Genomic DNA, 16,294 nt, shown 5'->3' with positions numbered 1-16,294 from the left:
TGAATCACTCCTTTTAAAAATATCAAATGGAAGCCGCCTGATAAACCTTTTCATGAAGCAGGCTCCAAATATGATGTCGCGCTTTTACAAACTCTGTATGTGACCGGATGTCTACCTCGTTCAACCGTGAATCCAATGGGATATCCACCATATACTTGACCGTCCCAGGATTGGTGGACATGACCGCCACTCGTTGCCCTAAGTACACCGCCTCATCAATGCCATGTGTAATGAAGATGATCGTTTTCTTCGTCTTCTCCCAAATCCGTACTAATTCACTCTGCAGAGTTTCCCTTGTCTGTGCATCCAGCGCAGCAAACGGTTCATCCATGAGTAGCACATCCGGATTATAGGCGAGACTCCTAGCGATGGCGACGCGCTGCTTCATCCCGCCTGACAATTCATGAGGAAACCGATCTTCAAAACCCTCTAAACTCACTAAAGATAAGTAGTATTGTGCCAACTCTTTCCGTTCTTTCTTCGAGACTCCCTTGGCTTCTAGACCAAACTCGACATTCCCTCGCGCTGTCTTCCACGGAAACAAGGCGTATTGCTGGAACACGATTCCGCGGTCCAATCCGGGACCCGTGATTTCTCTCCCATCAAGAAGAATCCTTCCGGCAGTCGGCTTCGTCAATCCGCCAAGTAAATCCAGTAAAGTGGATTTACCGCAGCCACTTGGCCCGACCAACGTTAAGAATTCGCCATCTTTCACAGAGAAGTTCAAGTCCTTTACGGCCGTGAACTCCTTCTTGGAGCCCTTACCCTTTTCGGTATCCCGTACCGTAAACACCTTTGTCACTTGATCAAATCGAATTTTATCCGCCATATCCACACCCCGTTTATTTAGTCTCAAGCTCTTTCGTATATGGATTAAATTCATTCGTGTATACGTCATCCAACTTCACTTGGCCCTTTTTGATTTCGCCGTTATCCTCAAGCCAATCCATCCATACTTGGAATTCCGATTCTAGAATATAGCCACCTTTTGCAGCGACACCAGGACTTTTCCAGTATTGAACCGTTTCTGAATCTTCTTTTCGATCTCGTTTCTCAATAATCGATGTAAAACGGGCTATCACCTCTTCACGGGGAGTTGTACGTGACCATTCAATCGCTTTTGCTGTTGCCTCTACAAATTTTTTCACGGTATTTGGATTTTCCTTGATGAACTTATCCGTAAAGACATAGCTTCCTGCCGTAAAGGTTCCAAATAGATCATAATCACTAAATAGTTTACTGATGCCTCCATTATCCAGAGCCCTGTCACGTGCTGCTCCATTTAGGGCCACGACATCGATCTGTTTTTGACGTAATGTTTGTTCAGCATTACTTGCAGGAACCACCACTAACGTAACCTGTTTGATTTCATCATCCGTGAGGCCATTTTGTTTCAGATATTCTTTTAGAGCCAATTCTAAATGCGCACCAAGCGTATTCACCCCGACTTTTTTACCGATTAAATCACGTGCTTCTTTTATCGGGCTACCTTTTAACGTGTAATAGCCGACGTAGGTGTCTTCATCACTCCCGTAATAGCCAATGACCGATTTAATGGGGGCTCCGCTTGATTTCAATTTGATGATGGCCCCATTAAAGGCTCCACCGAAATCCGTTTGACCCGTCGCAGCCGTTTGAATATCCTGCGGTCCGCCATTCACATTTCCCACCCAATCCAACTTAATCGGATCTAAATAGCCTAAATCCTCCGCCAGTTCTGGATAGAGTACCGTTCCTGCGTATCCCTGATACTTCAGTTCCACTTTTTCATAGCCATCCTCGTTTTTCTCCACTTCCTTCCCTGAAGAGCAACCAACTAGAACAAGTAATGCACCAATCCATGCTAAAAATAAGGCCTGTCGAGTCTTTTTCATTTTTTTACGCTCCTTTAGTAACGGGGCTATCACACACAAAAGGCCCTCGATTAATTTTTCAATTAAACGAAGGCCTCCAGTAGTCTAGTCAGCCACACTATTTCATCTTGCTTTTAGGATATCTAACGAAATCGTATATCTCCCCCTTTTTTTAAACAAAAGAGGCCCCCACCTTCACCCATCTGGTGAATTTAGGAGCCTCCGGTTATCCAGTAAGCCAACATCATTTAATTCCAATAAAGTTTATAGGATTAATATATGTATTTTCCTTCAGGTTGTCAACCTTTTTTTCTGATAATTCTCTTATTTTTATGTGATGTTAATGTTTAGCCATTCCCCCTCTTTTAAATGGGTATTTATGTTAAAATAAATAACGTCTTAGGTCAGAACTTTAATAGAAAAGTTGGGATTGTGAAAAAAATGAACCCATTACAAATTGAAACGATTACAACTATATTGATGACATCTTGGTCATTGGAATCAAGTACAAAATGGTCTAGCGATAACCCGGCAAAAGGGCAATGTGGGGTAACGGCGCTGGTTATGCATGACCTATTCGGTGGGGCCATTAAGAAAACCAAGCTAGCTGACGGCTGGCATTTTTACAATGTGATCAATGGCGTAAGATTGGACTTCACGCATTCTCAATTTAAAGAGGACATCGAATATACGGATATCCCTTCCAACAGGGATGAAGCCCATCTCGATACTAATGAGAAACAGTATACATACTTAAAAGAAACCGTTTTTAATAGATACGGAGGCATTCAAATGTTTAAAGGAAAAGAACAAGATCATAAAATGATCTTTGGCTGGGAAAATGATAATGGAATAGGAGAAATGCTACTTCAACAAATACTTAGGGGAGAAAAAACGGCAACATGTGCGCCCAAAGAGGAATATTCAGAAACAGAATTGGTGGAAACCTATGAACCTGTCGGCAAACCGGTTACTGTCTATGATAAAAACAATAACCCCAGATGTAATGTGCGACTAAAGGAAGTATTTGAAACGACTTTCGGCACCCCCGATTTAAGACTGGTCCGTGGAGAAGGAAACGGAGATGACGTAAGCAAGTTTCAAGAGGATCACCGATTAGCTTGGAAAGATATCCGTACTGATTTAAAGGATGATACCATTTTGATAGTTGAGTTATTTGAATTGGTTACAGATTAAAAGTTAAGTTTATTGCAGGATTAGGGATTTTTGTGGCTAATGACTTCTTCAACAACCGATTCTCCCTCACTTTGTTCATGATCTGACCACTTCCACTTTTCCTGCAACCTGATTCTCCCATCAGATAGGATTTCAGGTGTGGAGAAGCATTGCCCGCCCCTGATCTCATGCTTACTATTTACATGGTTATAATTGAACTGTAAACAGCCGTTTTCCTGTACAATCCCAATCATCGTCCCTTTAACGATTTCCCCTCCACTATAGGTCGCAAAAAGGATATTCTCTTCTTGTTTATATTCAAAGATTGTTTTCGACGAAACCTCTCCGTTTGCTGTATTATCAATCGATACAAAGGTCCGTCCATCGTAGTTCAGCATCTATCTAGCTCCTTTTTAGTATTCACTCACTCTTCATCCTCTAAGGTCAAATAGGTGACGTCTCCTTTTTTGACCACCGTGAACTTTTCGTTATCCTTTGCATATAACACATGGTCAAAGGAAATTCCGAATTTATTATTTTCCGGATAGCCATATATGTAACAAACGACTTTTCCCTCTTTCAAGAACACGATTTGATTCATGCTCTCATTGACGGTTTCGCTAATTCTATCCCACTTATATCCGACCGTTTCATAGACATCTTCTTTTGCATAATAAGGGGGAAATGAATAGACTTTATCCCATTCAAACGGGGTAAACCCAGTCAAATTCACGGATCCGTCCGGTATCTCCATCGTCAGAATCTTATCTTCTAGCAGCTTTGCATTCGCATCCCAAACCTCCTCTTTAAATGGATTCGCCCATATGAGGACAATGAGAAGCGTCACGAATACCGAAGCTACCATATGCCTTTTCTTATTATTCATATCTAACCTCCTTCATACTTTGGTTTTTAAAAGTAATCCGGGATTTCAATAGGGATGTGACTATCCTTGTCTTTTGAGTAGTGCATACAAATGCTATCTTTATATTTTTGCTTAGCAGGAGGCATCTCAATAAAGTTAAAATTGTGATAGAATGCTGTTCCAATATCGCTGTATAGGAAAAAGTCCGTACACGTTTCAGTTCTCTCTAAATCCTGTATGACTTGTTCAATTAGGGTAGACGCATAGCCTCTTTTTCTTAGTGTAAGGGGAGTCGCAATCGAACCAATTCCTCTACTGCTTCTATTTTCAGATGAAGGTAGCTCGTAGACGATAAGAGAACTGACTAGCTCTTTTGTATCTAAATCTTCTAGCACGTACCATGTTCCCTTCTTGTACTTTACTGAACAGTTACACATCTTTATATATTCGTCAGAAGGCATGTTTTCTCCCCAAACATCGTACCCCATCATATATACTGATTCCATATCCTCACTTGTTGCTTTTCTAATTTCCTTCATATAGCCCCTCCCTGTTTTCTCTTAGTCCATATCGGCTTTTTATAGTAAAATGACTCAAAGGAGGTGACTGCTATGGAACTACATCTGCCTAAACGTATTCATACATTTTATTGGTCTTTGTTCCCTATAATACTTGTAATAAGGAGCTATAATAACATCTTTAACAATTGGGAACTTCCGCTCTATGGCTTCAATGAGCTCGAAGATTTCGGAAGGCTCTTATTTGTATGTGGCATAAGTGTATGTGAAAGTGCCTTAATGACCGTGTTCCTTTGGTCGGGAATTAAAGTTTTAAGGCAAGGGTTAAGTAAACAAGGCTAATCCTTTCATCAACCCGTCATGCTTTTTTCATTTTCTTTAAAATACTGGGCCTTGGAAGGGGTGAATATGGTCATCATTAGGACGGCTGCAAATATAATTCCAATTATACAAAAGGCGATACAAACGGTTTGTAATGAAAACCAATCGGCCATTAAGCCTAGTAGTAACGTTAAAACAATTTGAACCATGCCTTGAACCATTTCTGCGATACTGCCGAACCTCCCCATGATGGCAACCGGTACATTGTTTTGAAAAAAGGTAGCGTACCCTGCGTTCGCAAAGGACATCACGAAACCTAAAAACACAAAGGCGGATGTTGCCGTTATAAAGTCCACCGAGGCATAAAATAATAGGTATCCGATCGTCGAGAGTAACAATCCTCCTCCTACGAAAAATGCAAGTGGCAGTTTCCTAGACAGTGCAGCCGCAACGGCCGCTCCTCCCAATGCCCCGGCACCCGTGAGGCTTGTAATGAAGCCATACTCCTTATCCGTCAAATCTAAATGCTGTTTAATGAACGTGACTTCTTGTGAATCCAAAGAATATCCGATGAGCACGGCACTTTGAAACAGTATGTATATGGTTATGAAGAACTTGGCTGTCTTTGTAAATTCCCTGACTGCTTTCCAATCATTCAAAAGCGTTTTCATGGAAACAGATTTTCCTTCTGCTATTTCTAAATCTCCATCCACATCAGGAAGAAGGTAGATAAAACCTGCACAAACGAAGAACGTAATTGCATTAATCACAATACATAAATCCGTCCCTACCGACATGATGAGAAGCCCTGAAATGGCTGGCCCTAATAAGAACGCACCTGAACTGGTCAGACTCATCATCGAATTGAATCGTTTTCGGTTTTCAGGTGGAACCAGCTTCGTTATGTAGACCGATGAACTGGGACCAAAAAAGGAGCCCGCGATATTAATCAATAAAAGCAGCGCATATATAGACCATAATGATGAGATAAAAGGGATTATGAATATGAAGACTCCTCTTACTATATCAATAGTTATCATCAATCTACGTTTATTCACCCGATCAATGACACTCCCGGACCAGGTATTCGTGATCAATGTCGCTATTGGACGTATGATGTACAGTCCAGCGACGGCCGCTGCAGAGCCGGTCAAGTTCAAAATAGAAACATTAAGTGCAATTAAATAAATCCAATTCCCTAAATACGAAACCCCAATTCCCGAAAGCAATAGAATCGGATTCTTCCAACTCTTCATTAAATCACTCCTAACTAATAATCTCTTTATCTAGTGATTCGATAAAGGTATAAAGAGTTTGCGAATACAATTCTGGCTGATCTCTATGCACCAAATGACCGGCCAAAGGAATAATAGACACATGGACATCCGGTTTCAGCTGTTTATAGGATATGGCAGCTGACCGTTCGTTCTCCTCTGCTTCACCGAACAGGCATAAAGTTGGAACGCGAAGGTTGGAAACATCCCCCGTTTCGTCGAACGGATAAAAATCATCTTCTTGAAAAGAACGGAGTAACGCTTTCCAGTCATTTTTCCCATGAATCTCATCCAAAATTGAAACCACTTCTTCATTTTCGAATAGCTGTTCAAAATTTTCCGTTTCTTGTTTCGTGAGGTCCTCCCAATTAGCTGGCTCATGCGGAAAGATTCCGGAGAAAGTTAGGGATGCCACTTTATCAGGATATTTCTTAGCAAACAACAGTGCGGCTATTCCACCAATGGAAACACCGGCAATATGACATTTCTCAATCTGCAGGTCCTTTAATGTGTCATGTAAATCTTCTGCACAGTGACTGAAATACTGATCAATCGGTCCTTCCGATTGACCGTGCCCCCTTAAATCAGGACGTACCACTTTAAAATTCCTCTGCGAAAAAAATTCGCATTGTTCTTCATACTCCTTCACTCCTGTCATTCCACCTGAATGAACCAGAACAAGTGGAAATCCTTCACCTGAAATAGATGTATGTAGTATCATACCTTTCCTCCATTCGATTGGTCTGCATTTATTATACTACTTAACATGCATTTTTTTACATATTATCTAGATAAAAACAGTTATCTCAGTACCTTAAGTACTACCATTATCATGATTCTTTCATTCACTTGGCTCGATGAAGAATAGTAACCAATGAAATTTTATAAGCACTTCTTCTCAATAACTCTAAGAGCGTTTTTGTTTGCTTATCTTTTGTTGTTCCTTGCTTCTTTTTTTCGATAAATGGCCAAAATAGAAATAAAGACCATATATATAATAAAAAGAGAGAAAACAACAACTTCCGCTATCTCCACGACAAGAAATGGACTAAACGTATGTACGATAGAAGTAGGTATATCAAATCCTGTGAGTATATCTACTCCTAACGAAAACAAAATCAAACATACAAATATCAAAATCGAGATACCTAGTACTTTCAAACCTGTTCACGCTCCCCCATATATTTTGACCCCCTAAATTTTCAGACACATTCCTCCTGATCCTTACTCTTCTTGTTCTTGATAAAAGCAATGAGTAGAAGGAAAGCAGGAATAACTACCTGAAAAGGAAGATGTATATAAACAGGGACAACCTGTAGTCCTTTATATACATGTTCTGAAAAATTGCTGGCAATTAATATGGATAGTAGTAAGACTATGAATCCCAGAGGATAAACCAACAAAGTTGATTCTTTAATTTTGAACAAACTTGCCGTACCTTCCACAGATGCATAGAAAAAGACACCTACTTTAAAGAAGCCTGCAAAAACGGAGGATAGCATGAAAGTAATATCCAACCGTTCCAAAAAACCAGCTAACTCAATTGTCTGGATAGTAGTAAGAAGGGGGAATTGTGTGCGTAAAAGTAGACTCACACCAAGAACACTTACATTTAATGCCATAATCAAGGCCAATATCATCCCACTTAATCCTATTGCGAGTAAACCGGTTTTCTTAGCCTTTTTAGGATTGTTCAAAAAGGGAAAAATCATGGTAAACACGATCATTTCTCCGAAAGGAAAGTATAGAGTAGTAAAAGCCGTTTTTAGGACTGGCCTTAGTCCCTCTTCCAATACAGGTTGTAAATTAGAAATATGGATGCTGCCAGAAATGCTAATTAGTATGAAGCCGATGATGCCCAGTAAAGCGATTAAAATGAAAATCAGTTCACCGGTTCGGGCCAAGACCTCAATACCCTTTCTCACTGTATACACAACGACTACGAGCATTAGTGCATTCATAAGAAATAATGGGCTTTCTGGATAAAATGCTGTAATCAGAAGTTCTCCAAAATCCCTCAGTACTCTAGCCGAAATATAAAGAAAGTAGAGGATGTATAAGAAGGCTAATATTTTCCCCATAAAGCTGCCCAGTATTTTTTGTAGATATTCAGTTAAAGGGATATCTGGATAATAGGAATATAAAGCATGGTATATCAAAAATATGCAAAATCCGCCTAACAAACCAAGTAGAATAGCCAGCCAAGCATTTTGTTTCGCTTCAATCGCGAGGGGGACCAATATCGCACTTCCAAATTCAAACAACACAATAAGCACGAACAGCTGATGTGTACTAATTTTTGCCTTTTCCAATAAATGCACACCCCATTCCATTAGCTCATAGACTTTTACATATCTGAAAGATACGAATTTTTTCTTAGGCCACTACGTCTTATAAATGCCTCTACCTCCACTTGCACGGTTAATTTTGGGAAGTAATTTTCATTCCAATCACTCTTCAGTCTTTCCCATTGTTTAGGGTTCGACCGATGAATGACTTCGCCGAATCCAAAAATATCCGTTTTATTTTGCTGGGTCTTCTTAACCGCCTTTTCCAACTCCATTTTGATTTCTTTTCTCAATTCTTTTTCTAAATCCAAGATAATAGTAGGATCATCTAGGTTTATAGGTTTCCTTACTTCACGAATGTCTCCTTCCGCACGGATTCGAATCGTAATGACGGGAAGGGGCTTGTTTGTGTTAGCTGAGACTTTTGCTTTTTGACGAATAACAGTATATGCAAGACTATTTCTCTCCCCTCCCCAATCCAGTTTCACATTTGTTTCTTTAATTTTGTCTAATATCCAAACCACCCCTCTGGACGTTTCACCTTGGTACCAATCAATCAACTTCCCTTCTCTAAAAACAGCTAGTCCATCCGCCTCCAGGGTTGTATCGAGTTCTGATTTTTGAACATTCTTCATGTCTTTCCCCTGTTTAACCTTACCCTTCATTCGAAAGCCGCTGAGAACCGGTTCCTGTCCGTCAGAAGTAAGTGTAGAAATGAGGTCCTGAAGCTTTACCTCTATTTGTTCTCCTTTTGCTATTTCAGTAATTCTCAATGTGCCGTTCACTTTCTCTGCAGGAATTTTATCAATGGCTGTCAATGTTTTAAGCAAATCTCCTGCCTTTGTATCATGTGCAATCACAACTTTTAATGTTGTCCTGATTTCCGGATCCCTTTCAAATGCATCTAAAATGGTAGTAATCCCTTCTTCCTTTGCCAGCTCTTCACTAATGACTAGTAGGTTTGCATGCGAGTGATAGAGTCTGCGAGATACCTTGGATGTTGCGTTGAAATGAGCATCTAGGACACTCTGTCCCGTTGCGCTGTATACGGAAACAGCGGGACTTTGCCCGCCACCGCCCCCCTGGAGCCCTCCTGCTACGTTACCGGGATTAATTATTTGTATTGTCTTGGTATATGTTCCATCATCATTCTTATCGATGGCCATAGCAGAAATTATGGCTAAATCGTTTAACTCTTTCTGATTCCAACAACCTGATAGAAATATGGTGATTAATATCATATAAAGAAAAACCGCTTTATGATTCATTGCGACCACCTTTTCTTACAGTAGAATTCACCATGTTTCGAGGTCCTGGAGGTTTAGGTTTCTGATTTTCACCTTGTACGGTATTTGGTTCGCTTATTAATTTTGGCTTCTTCTTGAAAGCCCATATGGGTCTACGAAAAATAGTATCCCCTACTTCCTCTTTTATGAATGGGGCAAGGGGGGACATATAAGGAACGCCGAATGAGCGCAAGCTGCATAAGTGAGCAATTAAAACGATAAACGCTAAGGTAATTCCATAGAAACCGAATATTGCAGCACTTATCATAAATATAAATCTGATCATACGCGCAGATATGGCCACTTCATACGAAGGTGTAGCGAAACTGGCAATCGCTGTTATGGATACGACAATGACCATTGCAGGTGAAACAATGCCTGCTTGAACAGCTGCCTGTCCAATGACAAGCGCCCCCACTATGGATATAGTCGAACCTATCGCCTTAGGCATTCGTAGACCAGCTTCTCTTAAAATTTCAAAGGTGATTTCCATAATGAGTGCTTCTATAAATGCCGGAAAAGGAACGGTTTCCCGTTGTGCTGCAATGATTATGACTAGTTTTGTCGGAATCATCTCCTGATGAGAGGTCGTAGCAGCAATATAGATGGCAGGTCCGACAAGTGAAATCGAGAAAATGGCAATACGTAAAAAGCGGATTGCCGTTGCTATGTCAAATCGTTCATAGTAATCTTCAACAGAATGAAAGAAATTAATAAATAAGGCGGGGACAAGCAATACAAAGGGAGTACCATTAATGAATATAGCTATTTTCCCTTCGAGTAGATTACCAGCAATCTTATCTGGCCTATCTGTATGAATGATTGTCGGAAAAGTGGTGTTTGTCTCATCTTCAATTAACTGTTCAATATATCCCGACTCAAGGATGCTATCGATGGTAATTCTTTTTAGTCGTTTACGCACTTCTTCAATGATTTCATTTTTTGCAATGCCATTTATGTACAGTAATGAAACATCTGTTTTCGTCTTTTTTCCTATCTTCATGGACTCACTCCACAAGTCAGGAGTGTTAATTATTCTACGAACCATTGCTATATTGGTCTCAATCGACTCAGTAAAGGACTCTTTTGAACCACGAATAGCAATACTTGTTGTTGATTCTTGAATGGAACGCCTCTCTCCACCTTGCGTGCTGGCACTGAGGGCTTTACTTATCCCATCTACAAAAATGATGGTGTTGCCTGACATCAAATCCGTGAATAAAGAATCCCAGTCACCCACTTCTTTAATCTCTCCAAGAGCAATTACCTCTCCACTGATGAACTTAATAACCTCTTTTGGAATGTCCTTTTCGTGTAACAAAGGATTATTCAGAATGGATTCAATTAAAAAATCATTTACAGATTGAGTGTCAACTAATCCTTTAATATAAACAATCGATATTTTAACCTTGAAATTTTGTCCAGATACTGACCGAATCACTATTTCCGAACTGTTCCCCGTTTTGTCTTTCAAAATTTTTAGGTTTGCACTCATTGATGTGTCCAAATTGTCTGGTGAATTATCACTAGAAGGACTCTGACTGTGTTTCTGTTGTTCGTCAATCCCTGAATGGCGCTTATTCCCTTTTACAAATGAAAACATGGCAACGGTACCTTTCTTTTCTTATCTTTTCCTATTCTGTTCGAAACCGTTCTTCTTTATGCAAGCCTCCCCCCTTGGTCAATCTTGGGTTTCCTCCGCTATCCATGGCGCTTTAAACAAGATTAAAAATCATTAGAAAACAAAAAAACACCTCAAAACCCTGGGTGAACTATGCCCCACTTTTCGGACAGTATAAAAAAGTGCCTAAACGGCTAATAGGTGGTCCCGGTATTGTACCGGGGCCATTTTTTTTAATCCCCATTGGTATCGAAACACATTGCATTCTTCTATAACTCGATCAACTTCTTCCTTCACATCCGTTAAATTACTACAAGTTTTATATTCTGCTAAATACTTAAAGTGGCCAAAAAAACTTTCCATCGGCGCATTATCCCAACAGTTTCCCTTGAAAATTTGTGAGGGGGATTTCCCCCTTTTTATATTCCTTAACAGCTTTTGTTTTAAATGCAGGATGATAGGAGATAGATTGCTCCGAAGCACTTATGATATTTGGATTCTTTTCAAGTTCTTTAATCTGAAATTCAGTATATATATTTTTACTCATATAAACCCTCCGTCCATACTCATTACATCTATTGAAACATAAAAAAAACCCGGATAAGGGACACTTTTTTATGTGTGTCCGTTATCCGGATATTGTTCAAAATACAATATAAGCTCCTTAAATTATCTGGAAAATTTTATTGTTTAGAACCATCACATCCACCATCCTTCACATTTATTTAAAAAGGAAGCCTTTTACTTATGTTAAATCCGGGATAGTATTGTATGTATATTAAATAAGAGGTGAAATAGTGAAATACTATGAATTGGAAACTCAAAAAATTTGATGAATTAACAAACATGGAACTATATAAAATTTTAAAAGAAAGAACTTTAGTTTTTGTGGTGGAACAAGATTGTACATATCTTGAAGTTGATGGTAAAGATCCTTTTTCCTATCATCTTTATAAAGAAGACAATGGAGAAATCGTTGCTTATTTAAGAATTCTACCCGCTGGCGTTTCTTATCAAGAAGCTTCTATTGGAAGGGTCTTAGTAAAAAAAGAATACAGAGGAGATGGAATCGCAGAGGAACTCTTAAAGAAAGGATTAGATTTTATCCAAAACGAATTAAAAGAAACTAAGGTTAAAATTCAAGCCCAAGATCATTTAAGAAAATTCTATAATTCCTTTGGTTTTCAACCTATTTCCGAAACATATTTAGAAGATAATATCCCTCACGTCGATATGATTCTACAAAGTTAATACCCTCGTCATTATCTGCTAGGGGTTGAGAAGAACTCATATATGGGTTCTTTTCTTTTGAAATATCAACATTAACTTTTAACAGAGCCCAACAAATCAAAAAGCACCTTAAAGCTTTGTGGGCTCTAAGATGCTCTGCAAGAAGCTAAAGGATGATAAAGATTGAATCAATAAGTTGTCCAACCGCCATCAGCAGTCACGACTTGGCCATTAATGAAGCTTGCGTCTTCAGATCCTAAGAAGATCGCCAATTTAGCAATTTCTTCTGATTGGCCGATACGTGGGTTAAGTGCCATACCTAAACCTTGACGAGCCATACCCACTTCGGAAACGCTAGTCATCGATGAACCAATGTTCGTCATGACAGCACCAGGTGCGATACCATTACAGCGAATGTTTTTGTCAGCAAACATGAATGCCGTGTTTTTAGTCAAACCAACAACCGCGTGTTTAGAAGCTGTATATGCTGCGCCTGCACGTCCACCATGTAGACCGCCTGCAGAAATATTATTTACGATGACGCCATTTCCTTGTTCCAGGAATAATTTTGTCGCGATGCGCATGGATTTCATGACGGCCGTTGTGTTTACAGCAAAAATCATATCCCAACGATTGTCTGCGATTTCGTTAACAGGTTCCATTCCGTCCATGATGCCAGCGTTATTCACTAAAATATCTAGTTTGCCGTATGTTTTTACCGTTTCATCGAATAGGCGCTCTAGATCTTCGTCTTTTGTTACATTCGTATCGATTGCAAATGCCGTTCCACCATTAGCCACGATGGCTTCAGCAACGGCTTTAGCACCCTCTAAGTTCATATCCGAAACTACTACTTTTGCCCCTTCAGTTGCATATCCTTCGGCAATGGCTTTCCCCATACCTGAGGCTGCACCAGTAATGATCGCTACTTTATCTTGTAATTTCATGAAAAATCCCCCTTTAATAGTGTCAATTATTGAACACTTGTTCAATAAAAATTATAATGAATCTAAAGGTATGTGCAATCGACAAAAAAAGATGTAAGTGTTCATAAATGAACAGATTCATCCTATTGTGTCCGATAAAGGAGAAAATTATGAAAAAAGATTTAAGGGTAATCAAAACGAAAAAGAATTTACAAACCGCTTTATTAACCTTGCTGAAAGAAAAACCGCTTGAAAAGGTGTCCATTTCGGAGCTTTGCAGAGAAGCCAACGTAAATCGGGGTACGTTTTATTTACACTTTCAGGATGTACCTGAGTTATTCGAAATGTATTTTAAAGAAATCACGATTGATTTGAAGAAGGCCTATTATGAGCCCCTTCATTTAACGAATAATCACCTCTCCCATTTAGAGCCGCATATGGTCCGTATTTTTCATCATGTAAAGACTTTCGACACCTTCTACTCCATTGTTTTCAACAGAAAAGCTCCACTGATGTATTATTATAATTTGTTTGACATCATCCGCGATTACTTAAAGCATTCCATTGAAGAAAATACACCTGCTATATCCTCCTTGCACCCAGATTACACCGCAAGCTATCAGGCCAATGCCATCTTGGGAATGATCATCGAATGGGTGTCCCGCGGTTTTCAAGAAACGCCTGAATTTTTAAGCGAGCAATTACTTCTCATGAACAATAAAATCCGATAAAGATGGACTACTTACCTGTAACTTAAGAGATGATTTCGCACATTAGAAAACCCAGTAACCTTGAATGATGTTACTGGGTTTCTTCTCTCTGAAATCTAGACTATAGCATAGGTTTGTTAGTGCTAGACTCCCCTATTCGAACTGGACTTGAATCGAAACAATTTCAGAGCGTGTACCAATCCGGATAGGCGGACCCCAAAAACCAAAACCACATGTCACAATCGACTGCATCTGTTCCTTTCTGAAATAGCCCCAATCATTTTCATATATCGCATCAGTAATGAGGTTACCCGGGAAGACTTGCCCTCCATGGGTATGTCCAGAAACCATCAAGTCAACGCCTTCCTGCTGTGCTATCTCCAGTTCATATGGTTGATGCTCCAATAAAATAGTAGGTTTCGCAAGGTTTACACCTTCCATCAGTGAGTCTAAAGGCAGCCTGTTGCGGTCGGTTCGGTCTTTGCGGCCGATGAGCGTGAATTGCCCTTGAACGTCTACCTTCTCGTCATAGAGAATAGTGATTCCGCCTTTTTCCAATGCCTTGATTAGTTCCTGCATAGTCCCATCATGCTTATCATGATTTCCAAGCGATGCATAGACTCCGTATGGGGCATCGAGTTTGGATAAGGTCTGATCGATTTTCTGATCAAGGAATGGCTGAATATCATCATCGAAGAGATCACCTGGCAACAGGATGATATCCGGATGGATCGCGTTCAATTCCTTAACCAAACGCTCCGCGTGATTTTTACCTGACAGCAGACCAAAGTGTGTATCCGCCGCCATCGCAATATGAAGGCTATCAAGAGTTGAGGAGCCTTTTTCCATCTTGATATCATAGTTGCGAACAACGGGGCTGTACGCGTTATATGTCCCGTATGCTAGAAAAAAAACAACCAGCCCCATAGTGATGAAACCTGCCCATTTCTGCGTTCTATGTCTCGGTAGCCGAGTAAGACGCAGGATGATCACCGTAATATGGGCAAGGGGAACGAGCAGCAACAGCAAATAAAAGCAGGCCATCCAGTAGGCACCCACAATATTTATGATTGTGAGTCCAGACATGCGGCCGACGATAAGGGAACTAGATGCAAGGATAACAATAAGGCTATAAAGAATCTTGAAACGCCGGCTTGAGGATTCCGGACGGAGCCAACGAAATCCCCGCCAGCCGATATAATAAACGAGACCGCCATAAAGCAGCGACGCGATGATTAAAATGAGGATGAGCATATGGATTCCCCCTAACGTTTTATTTTCCAATCTCCATTCTATACTTTATTATCTCTGCAAATGAGCATTATAATTGTTAGAATCATACATCAAATGGCTAAAAATTTCCTTTTAAATGTTTTTAACTAGATGGCGAGAAGCGTACGCTTGGTGAAATGCAATCTCATTATTAAAGATTCAAAGTAGAAAAACCCATACCAATTTTCATGGTTTTTCTATAGTACTTTTTTAGATGTCCCTCAAGTTATAGTCAATCTTTGACTTCTTCAAGGTGTTTTAGATGCTTAACTCCCCCTTCATGTAAAAACTTCATTACGGACTCAAGCGTTTTACCATATTCAGTGAGTGAATACTCTAATTTTCGTGGGAAATTTTAGATATTTATAGTATGGTATTAGTATTCACCAAGCGAATGATAACGAAAATTGTTAGCGGGAGAAACAAAGCCGTCCATTTAAAGTGGGAATGAAAGGAGATTAAAAGAATGTTACTAAAAAACATTTTGAATTTTTACAATTTATTGTTGTCTTTAGGAGCTTTTTATATGGGTGTGTCCATGCTTTTAGGAAGAGGAGTTTTCGATACATTCCCACCCGAGTGGATAGGTAAATTGCCATTTAATAGTTGGGCGAGCCTAGCTTTATTTGGAATGATTATTTTTGGAATGGGAAATGCCTTTGCTTCCATTTGGGGATATATTAAGAAAGAAAAAATAATATTTTTAATGACCTTCACTATGGGTGCTTTGCTCTTCTTCTGTACGATTATATCAACTAGGTTGGTGGGAGAATGGTACTTACCAACAGGACAATTTCTGATAGTAAGCATCATCCAAATATTACTTGGGTTAGTCGGCTTCGTTATTTTTTACTTCACTAACAGATCTTTGGTCGAAGAATAAATCAATGGCTTTTTTAAATCAACCAATAACTTTAACATAGCCATACTATAAAATGGAAATCTATAAATATA

General features: G+C 39.6%; 18 protein-coding genes and 2 pseudogenes. 5 read left to right on the top strand and 15 right to left on the bottom strand.

The window, feature by feature from the left end:
- Positions 1–22: 22 nt before the first annotated feature.
- Positions 23–829, bottom strand: coding sequence for an ABC transporter ATP-binding protein (locus ACQKL5_RS13345; protein ID WP_427609372.1), 807 nt, complete (start codon positions 827–829; stop codon positions 23–25).
- 13 nt (positions 830–842) lie between these two features.
- Entirely contained in the window at positions 843–1,874 is a 1,032-nt protein-coding gene (locus tag ACQKL5_RS13340) for an ABC transporter substrate-binding protein (RefSeq protein WP_427609371.1), read from the bottom strand.
- Between the two features lie 420 nt (positions 1,875–2,294).
- Here ACQKL5_RS13340 and ACQKL5_RS13335 point away from each other — a divergent pair.
- Positions 2,295–2,621, top strand: a pseudogene (locus tag ACQKL5_RS13335) (YunG family protein); the annotation flags it as partial.
- Between the two features lie 24 nt (positions 2,622–2,645).
- Positions 2,646–3,050 (top strand): hypothetical protein, encoded by a 405-nt coding sequence (locus tag ACQKL5_RS13330; protein ID WP_427609497.1) that lies wholly within the window; start codon positions 2,646–2,648, stop codon positions 3,048–3,050.
- Between the two features lie 20 nt (positions 3,051–3,070).
- Here the strand turns inward: ACQKL5_RS13330 and ACQKL5_RS13325 are convergent, their stop codons facing one another.
- From ACQKL5_RS13325 to ACQKL5_RS13280, 10 genes are all read right to left on the bottom strand, one after another.
- Positions 3,071–3,427: a n-acetylglutamate synthase gene (locus ACQKL5_RS13325; RefSeq protein WP_427609370.1), complete on the bottom strand. Its 357-nt coding sequence runs from the start codon at positions 3,425–3,427 to the stop codon at positions 3,071–3,073.
- Positions 3,428–3,453: 26 nt separating this feature from the next.
- Positions 3,454–3,915 carry a hypothetical protein gene (locus ACQKL5_RS13320; protein WP_427609369.1) on the bottom strand — a complete coding sequence of 154 codons (462 nt, stop codon included), beginning with the start codon at positions 3,913–3,915 and terminating at the stop codon, positions 3,454–3,456.
- Between the two features lie 26 nt (positions 3,916–3,941).
- The gene (locus ACQKL5_RS13315; RefSeq protein WP_427609368.1) at positions 3,942–4,433 is read right to left on the bottom strand and encodes a GNAT family N-acetyltransferase; all 492 of its coding nucleotides are present in this window, start codon (positions 4,431–4,433) and stop codon (positions 3,942–3,944) included.
- 329 nt (positions 4,434–4,762) lie between these two features.
- Entirely contained in the window at positions 4,763–5,989 is a 1,227-nt protein-coding gene (locus tag ACQKL5_RS13310) for an MFS transporter (RefSeq protein ID WP_427609366.1), read from the bottom strand.
- 10 nt (positions 5,990–5,999) lie between these two features.
- Positions 6,000–6,728, bottom strand: coding sequence for an alpha/beta fold hydrolase (locus ACQKL5_RS13305; RefSeq protein ID WP_427609364.1), 729 nt, complete (start codon positions 6,726–6,728; stop codon positions 6,000–6,002).
- A gap of 481 nt (positions 6,729–7,209) precedes the next feature.
- Positions 7,210–8,319 carry a GerAB/ArcD/ProY family transporter gene (locus ACQKL5_RS13300; protein WP_427609363.1) on the bottom strand — a complete coding sequence of 370 codons (1,110 nt, stop codon included), beginning with the start codon at positions 8,317–8,319 and terminating at the stop codon, positions 7,210–7,212.
- A gap of 35 nt (positions 8,320–8,354) precedes the next feature.
- The gene (locus ACQKL5_RS13295; RefSeq protein WP_427609361.1) at positions 8,355–9,563 is read right to left on the bottom strand and encodes a Ger(x)C family spore germination protein; all 1,209 of its coding nucleotides are present in this window, start codon (positions 9,561–9,563) and stop codon (positions 8,355–8,357) included.
- The gene (locus ACQKL5_RS13290; protein ID WP_427609359.1) at positions 9,553–11,184 is read right to left on the bottom strand and encodes a spore germination protein; all 1,632 of its coding nucleotides are present in this window, start codon (positions 11,182–11,184) and stop codon (positions 9,553–9,555) included. The genes ACQKL5_RS13295 and ACQKL5_RS13290 overlap by 11 nt, the downstream gene beginning before the upstream one ends.
- Before the next feature lie 204 nt (positions 11,185–11,388).
- Positions 11,389–11,565 (bottom strand): IS3 family transposase, encoded by a 177-nt coding sequence (locus tag ACQKL5_RS13285; RefSeq protein ID WP_427609357.1) that lies wholly within the window; start codon positions 11,563–11,565, stop codon positions 11,389–11,391.
- A 7-nt stretch (positions 11,566–11,572) separates the two neighbouring features.
- Positions 11,573–11,749 carry a hypothetical protein gene (locus ACQKL5_RS13280; RefSeq protein ID WP_427609355.1) on the bottom strand — a complete coding sequence of 59 codons (177 nt, stop codon included), beginning with the start codon at positions 11,747–11,749 and terminating at the stop codon, positions 11,573–11,575.
- 260 nt (positions 11,750–12,009) lie between these two features.
- Between ACQKL5_RS13280 and ACQKL5_RS13275 the strand changes: the two genes are divergently transcribed.
- A complete protein-coding gene (locus ACQKL5_RS13275) occupies positions 12,010–12,453 on the top strand; it encodes a GNAT family N-acetyltransferase (protein WP_427609354.1) in 444 nt (147 codons plus the stop codon).
- 167 nt (positions 12,454–12,620) lie between these two features.
- Here the strand turns inward: ACQKL5_RS13275 and ACQKL5_RS13270 are convergent, their stop codons facing one another.
- Entirely contained in the window at positions 12,621–13,379 is a 759-nt protein-coding gene (locus ACQKL5_RS13270) for an SDR family oxidoreductase (RefSeq protein ID WP_427609352.1), read from the bottom strand.
- Positions 13,380–13,528: 149 nt separating this feature from the next.
- Here ACQKL5_RS13270 and ACQKL5_RS13265 point away from each other — a divergent pair, with 149 nt between their 5' ends.
- Complete coding sequence (locus tag ACQKL5_RS13265; protein WP_427609350.1) at positions 13,529–14,089, top strand: TetR/AcrR family transcriptional regulator; 561 nt, start codon at positions 13,529–13,531, stop codon at positions 14,087–14,089.
- A 132-nt stretch (positions 14,090–14,221) separates the two neighbouring features.
- Here ACQKL5_RS13265 and ACQKL5_RS13260 read toward each other — a convergent pair whose 3' ends face one another.
- Both ACQKL5_RS13260 and ACQKL5_RS13255 read right to left on the bottom strand, forming a co-directional pair.
- Positions 14,222–15,322 carry a metallophosphoesterase gene (locus tag ACQKL5_RS13260; RefSeq protein ID WP_427609348.1) on the bottom strand — a complete coding sequence of 367 codons (1,101 nt, stop codon included), beginning with the start codon at positions 15,320–15,322 and terminating at the stop codon, positions 14,222–14,224.
- Positions 15,323–15,572: 250 nt separating this feature from the next.
- Positions 15,573–15,680: pseudogene (locus ACQKL5_RS13255) on the bottom strand (winged helix-turn-helix transcriptional regulator); the annotation flags it as partial.
- 126 nt (positions 15,681–15,806) lie between these two features.
- Between ACQKL5_RS13255 and ACQKL5_RS13250 the strand changes: the two are divergent.
- Positions 15,807–16,223, top strand: a complete 417-nt coding sequence (locus tag ACQKL5_RS13250) for a hypothetical protein (RefSeq protein WP_427609346.1) — start codon at positions 15,807–15,809, stop codon at positions 16,221–16,223.
- Positions 16,224–16,294: the final 71 nt, after the last annotated feature.

This window comes from Peribacillus sp. NPDC097675 (assembly GCF_050277655.1).
Classification (GTDB): Bacteria; Bacillota; Bacilli; order Bacillales; family DSM-1321; genus Peribacillus.
The sequence above is the reverse complement of the archived record's forward strand: the minus strand, read 5'-3'. Positions and strand labels throughout refer to the sequence as shown.

What these genes read in the sequence shown, in the direction of transcription:
- ACQKL5_RS13320 (WP_427609369.1), bottom strand. Translation starts at nt 3,915, where the DNA reads ATGAATAATAAGAAAAGGCATATGGTAGCTTCGGTATTCGTGACGCTT.
- ACQKL5_RS13270 (WP_427609352.1), bottom strand. Translation starts at nt 13,379, where the DNA reads ATGAAATTACAAGATAAAGTAGCGATCATTACTGGTGCAGCCTCAGGT.
- ACQKL5_RS13315 (WP_427609368.1), bottom strand. Translation starts at nt 4,433, where the DNA reads ATGAAGGAAATTAGAAAAGCAACAAGTGAGGATATGGAATCAGTATAT.
- ACQKL5_RS13285 (WP_427609357.1), bottom strand. Translation starts at nt 11,565, where the DNA reads ATGGAAAGTTTTTTTGGCCACTTTAAGTATTTAGCAGAATATAAAACT.
- ACQKL5_RS13290 (WP_427609359.1), bottom strand. Translation starts at nt 11,184, where the DNA reads ATGTTTTCATTTGTAAAAGGGAATAAGCGCCATTCAGGGATTGACGAA.
- ACQKL5_RS13330 (WP_427609497.1), top strand. Translation starts at nt 2,646, where the DNA reads ATGTTTAAAGGAAAAGAACAAGATCATAAAATGATCTTTGGCTGGGAA.
- ACQKL5_RS13345 (WP_427609372.1), bottom strand. Translation starts at nt 829, where the DNA reads ATGGCGGATAAAATTCGATTTGATCAAGTGACAAAGGTGTTTACGGTA.
- ACQKL5_RS13265 (WP_427609350.1), top strand. Translation starts at nt 13,529, where the DNA reads ATGAAAAAAGATTTAAGGGTAATCAAAACGAAAAAGAATTTACAAACC.
- ACQKL5_RS13310 (WP_427609366.1), bottom strand. Translation starts at nt 5,989, where the DNA reads ATGAAGAGTTGGAAGAATCCGATTCTATTGCTTTCGGGAATTGGGGTT.
- ACQKL5_RS13260 (WP_427609348.1), bottom strand. Translation starts at nt 15,322, where the DNA reads ATGCTCATCCTCATTTTAATCATCGCGTCGCTGCTTTATGGCGGTCTC.
- ACQKL5_RS13250 (WP_427609346.1), top strand. Translation starts at nt 15,807, where the DNA reads ATGTTACTAAAAAACATTTTGAATTTTTACAATTTATTGTTGTCTTTA.
- ACQKL5_RS13280 (WP_427609355.1), bottom strand. Translation starts at nt 11,749, where the DNA reads ATGAGTAAAAATATATATACTGAATTTCAGATTAAAGAACTTGAAAAG.
- ACQKL5_RS13325 (WP_427609370.1), bottom strand. Translation starts at nt 3,427, where the DNA reads ATGCTGAACTACGATGGACGGACCTTTGTATCGATTGATAATACAGCA.
- ACQKL5_RS13275 (WP_427609354.1), top strand. Translation starts at nt 12,010, where the DNA reads ATGAATTGGAAACTCAAAAAATTTGATGAATTAACAAACATGGAACTA.
- ACQKL5_RS13295 (WP_427609361.1), bottom strand. Translation starts at nt 9,563, where the DNA reads ATGAATCATAAAGCGGTTTTTCTTTATATGATATTAATCACCATATTT.
- ACQKL5_RS13340 (WP_427609371.1), bottom strand. Translation starts at nt 1,874, where the DNA reads ATGAAAAAGACTCGACAGGCCTTATTTTTAGCATGGATTGGTGCATTA.
- ACQKL5_RS13305 (WP_427609364.1), bottom strand. Translation starts at nt 6,728, where the DNA reads ATGATACTACATACATCTATTTCAGGTGAAGGATTTCCACTTGTTCTG.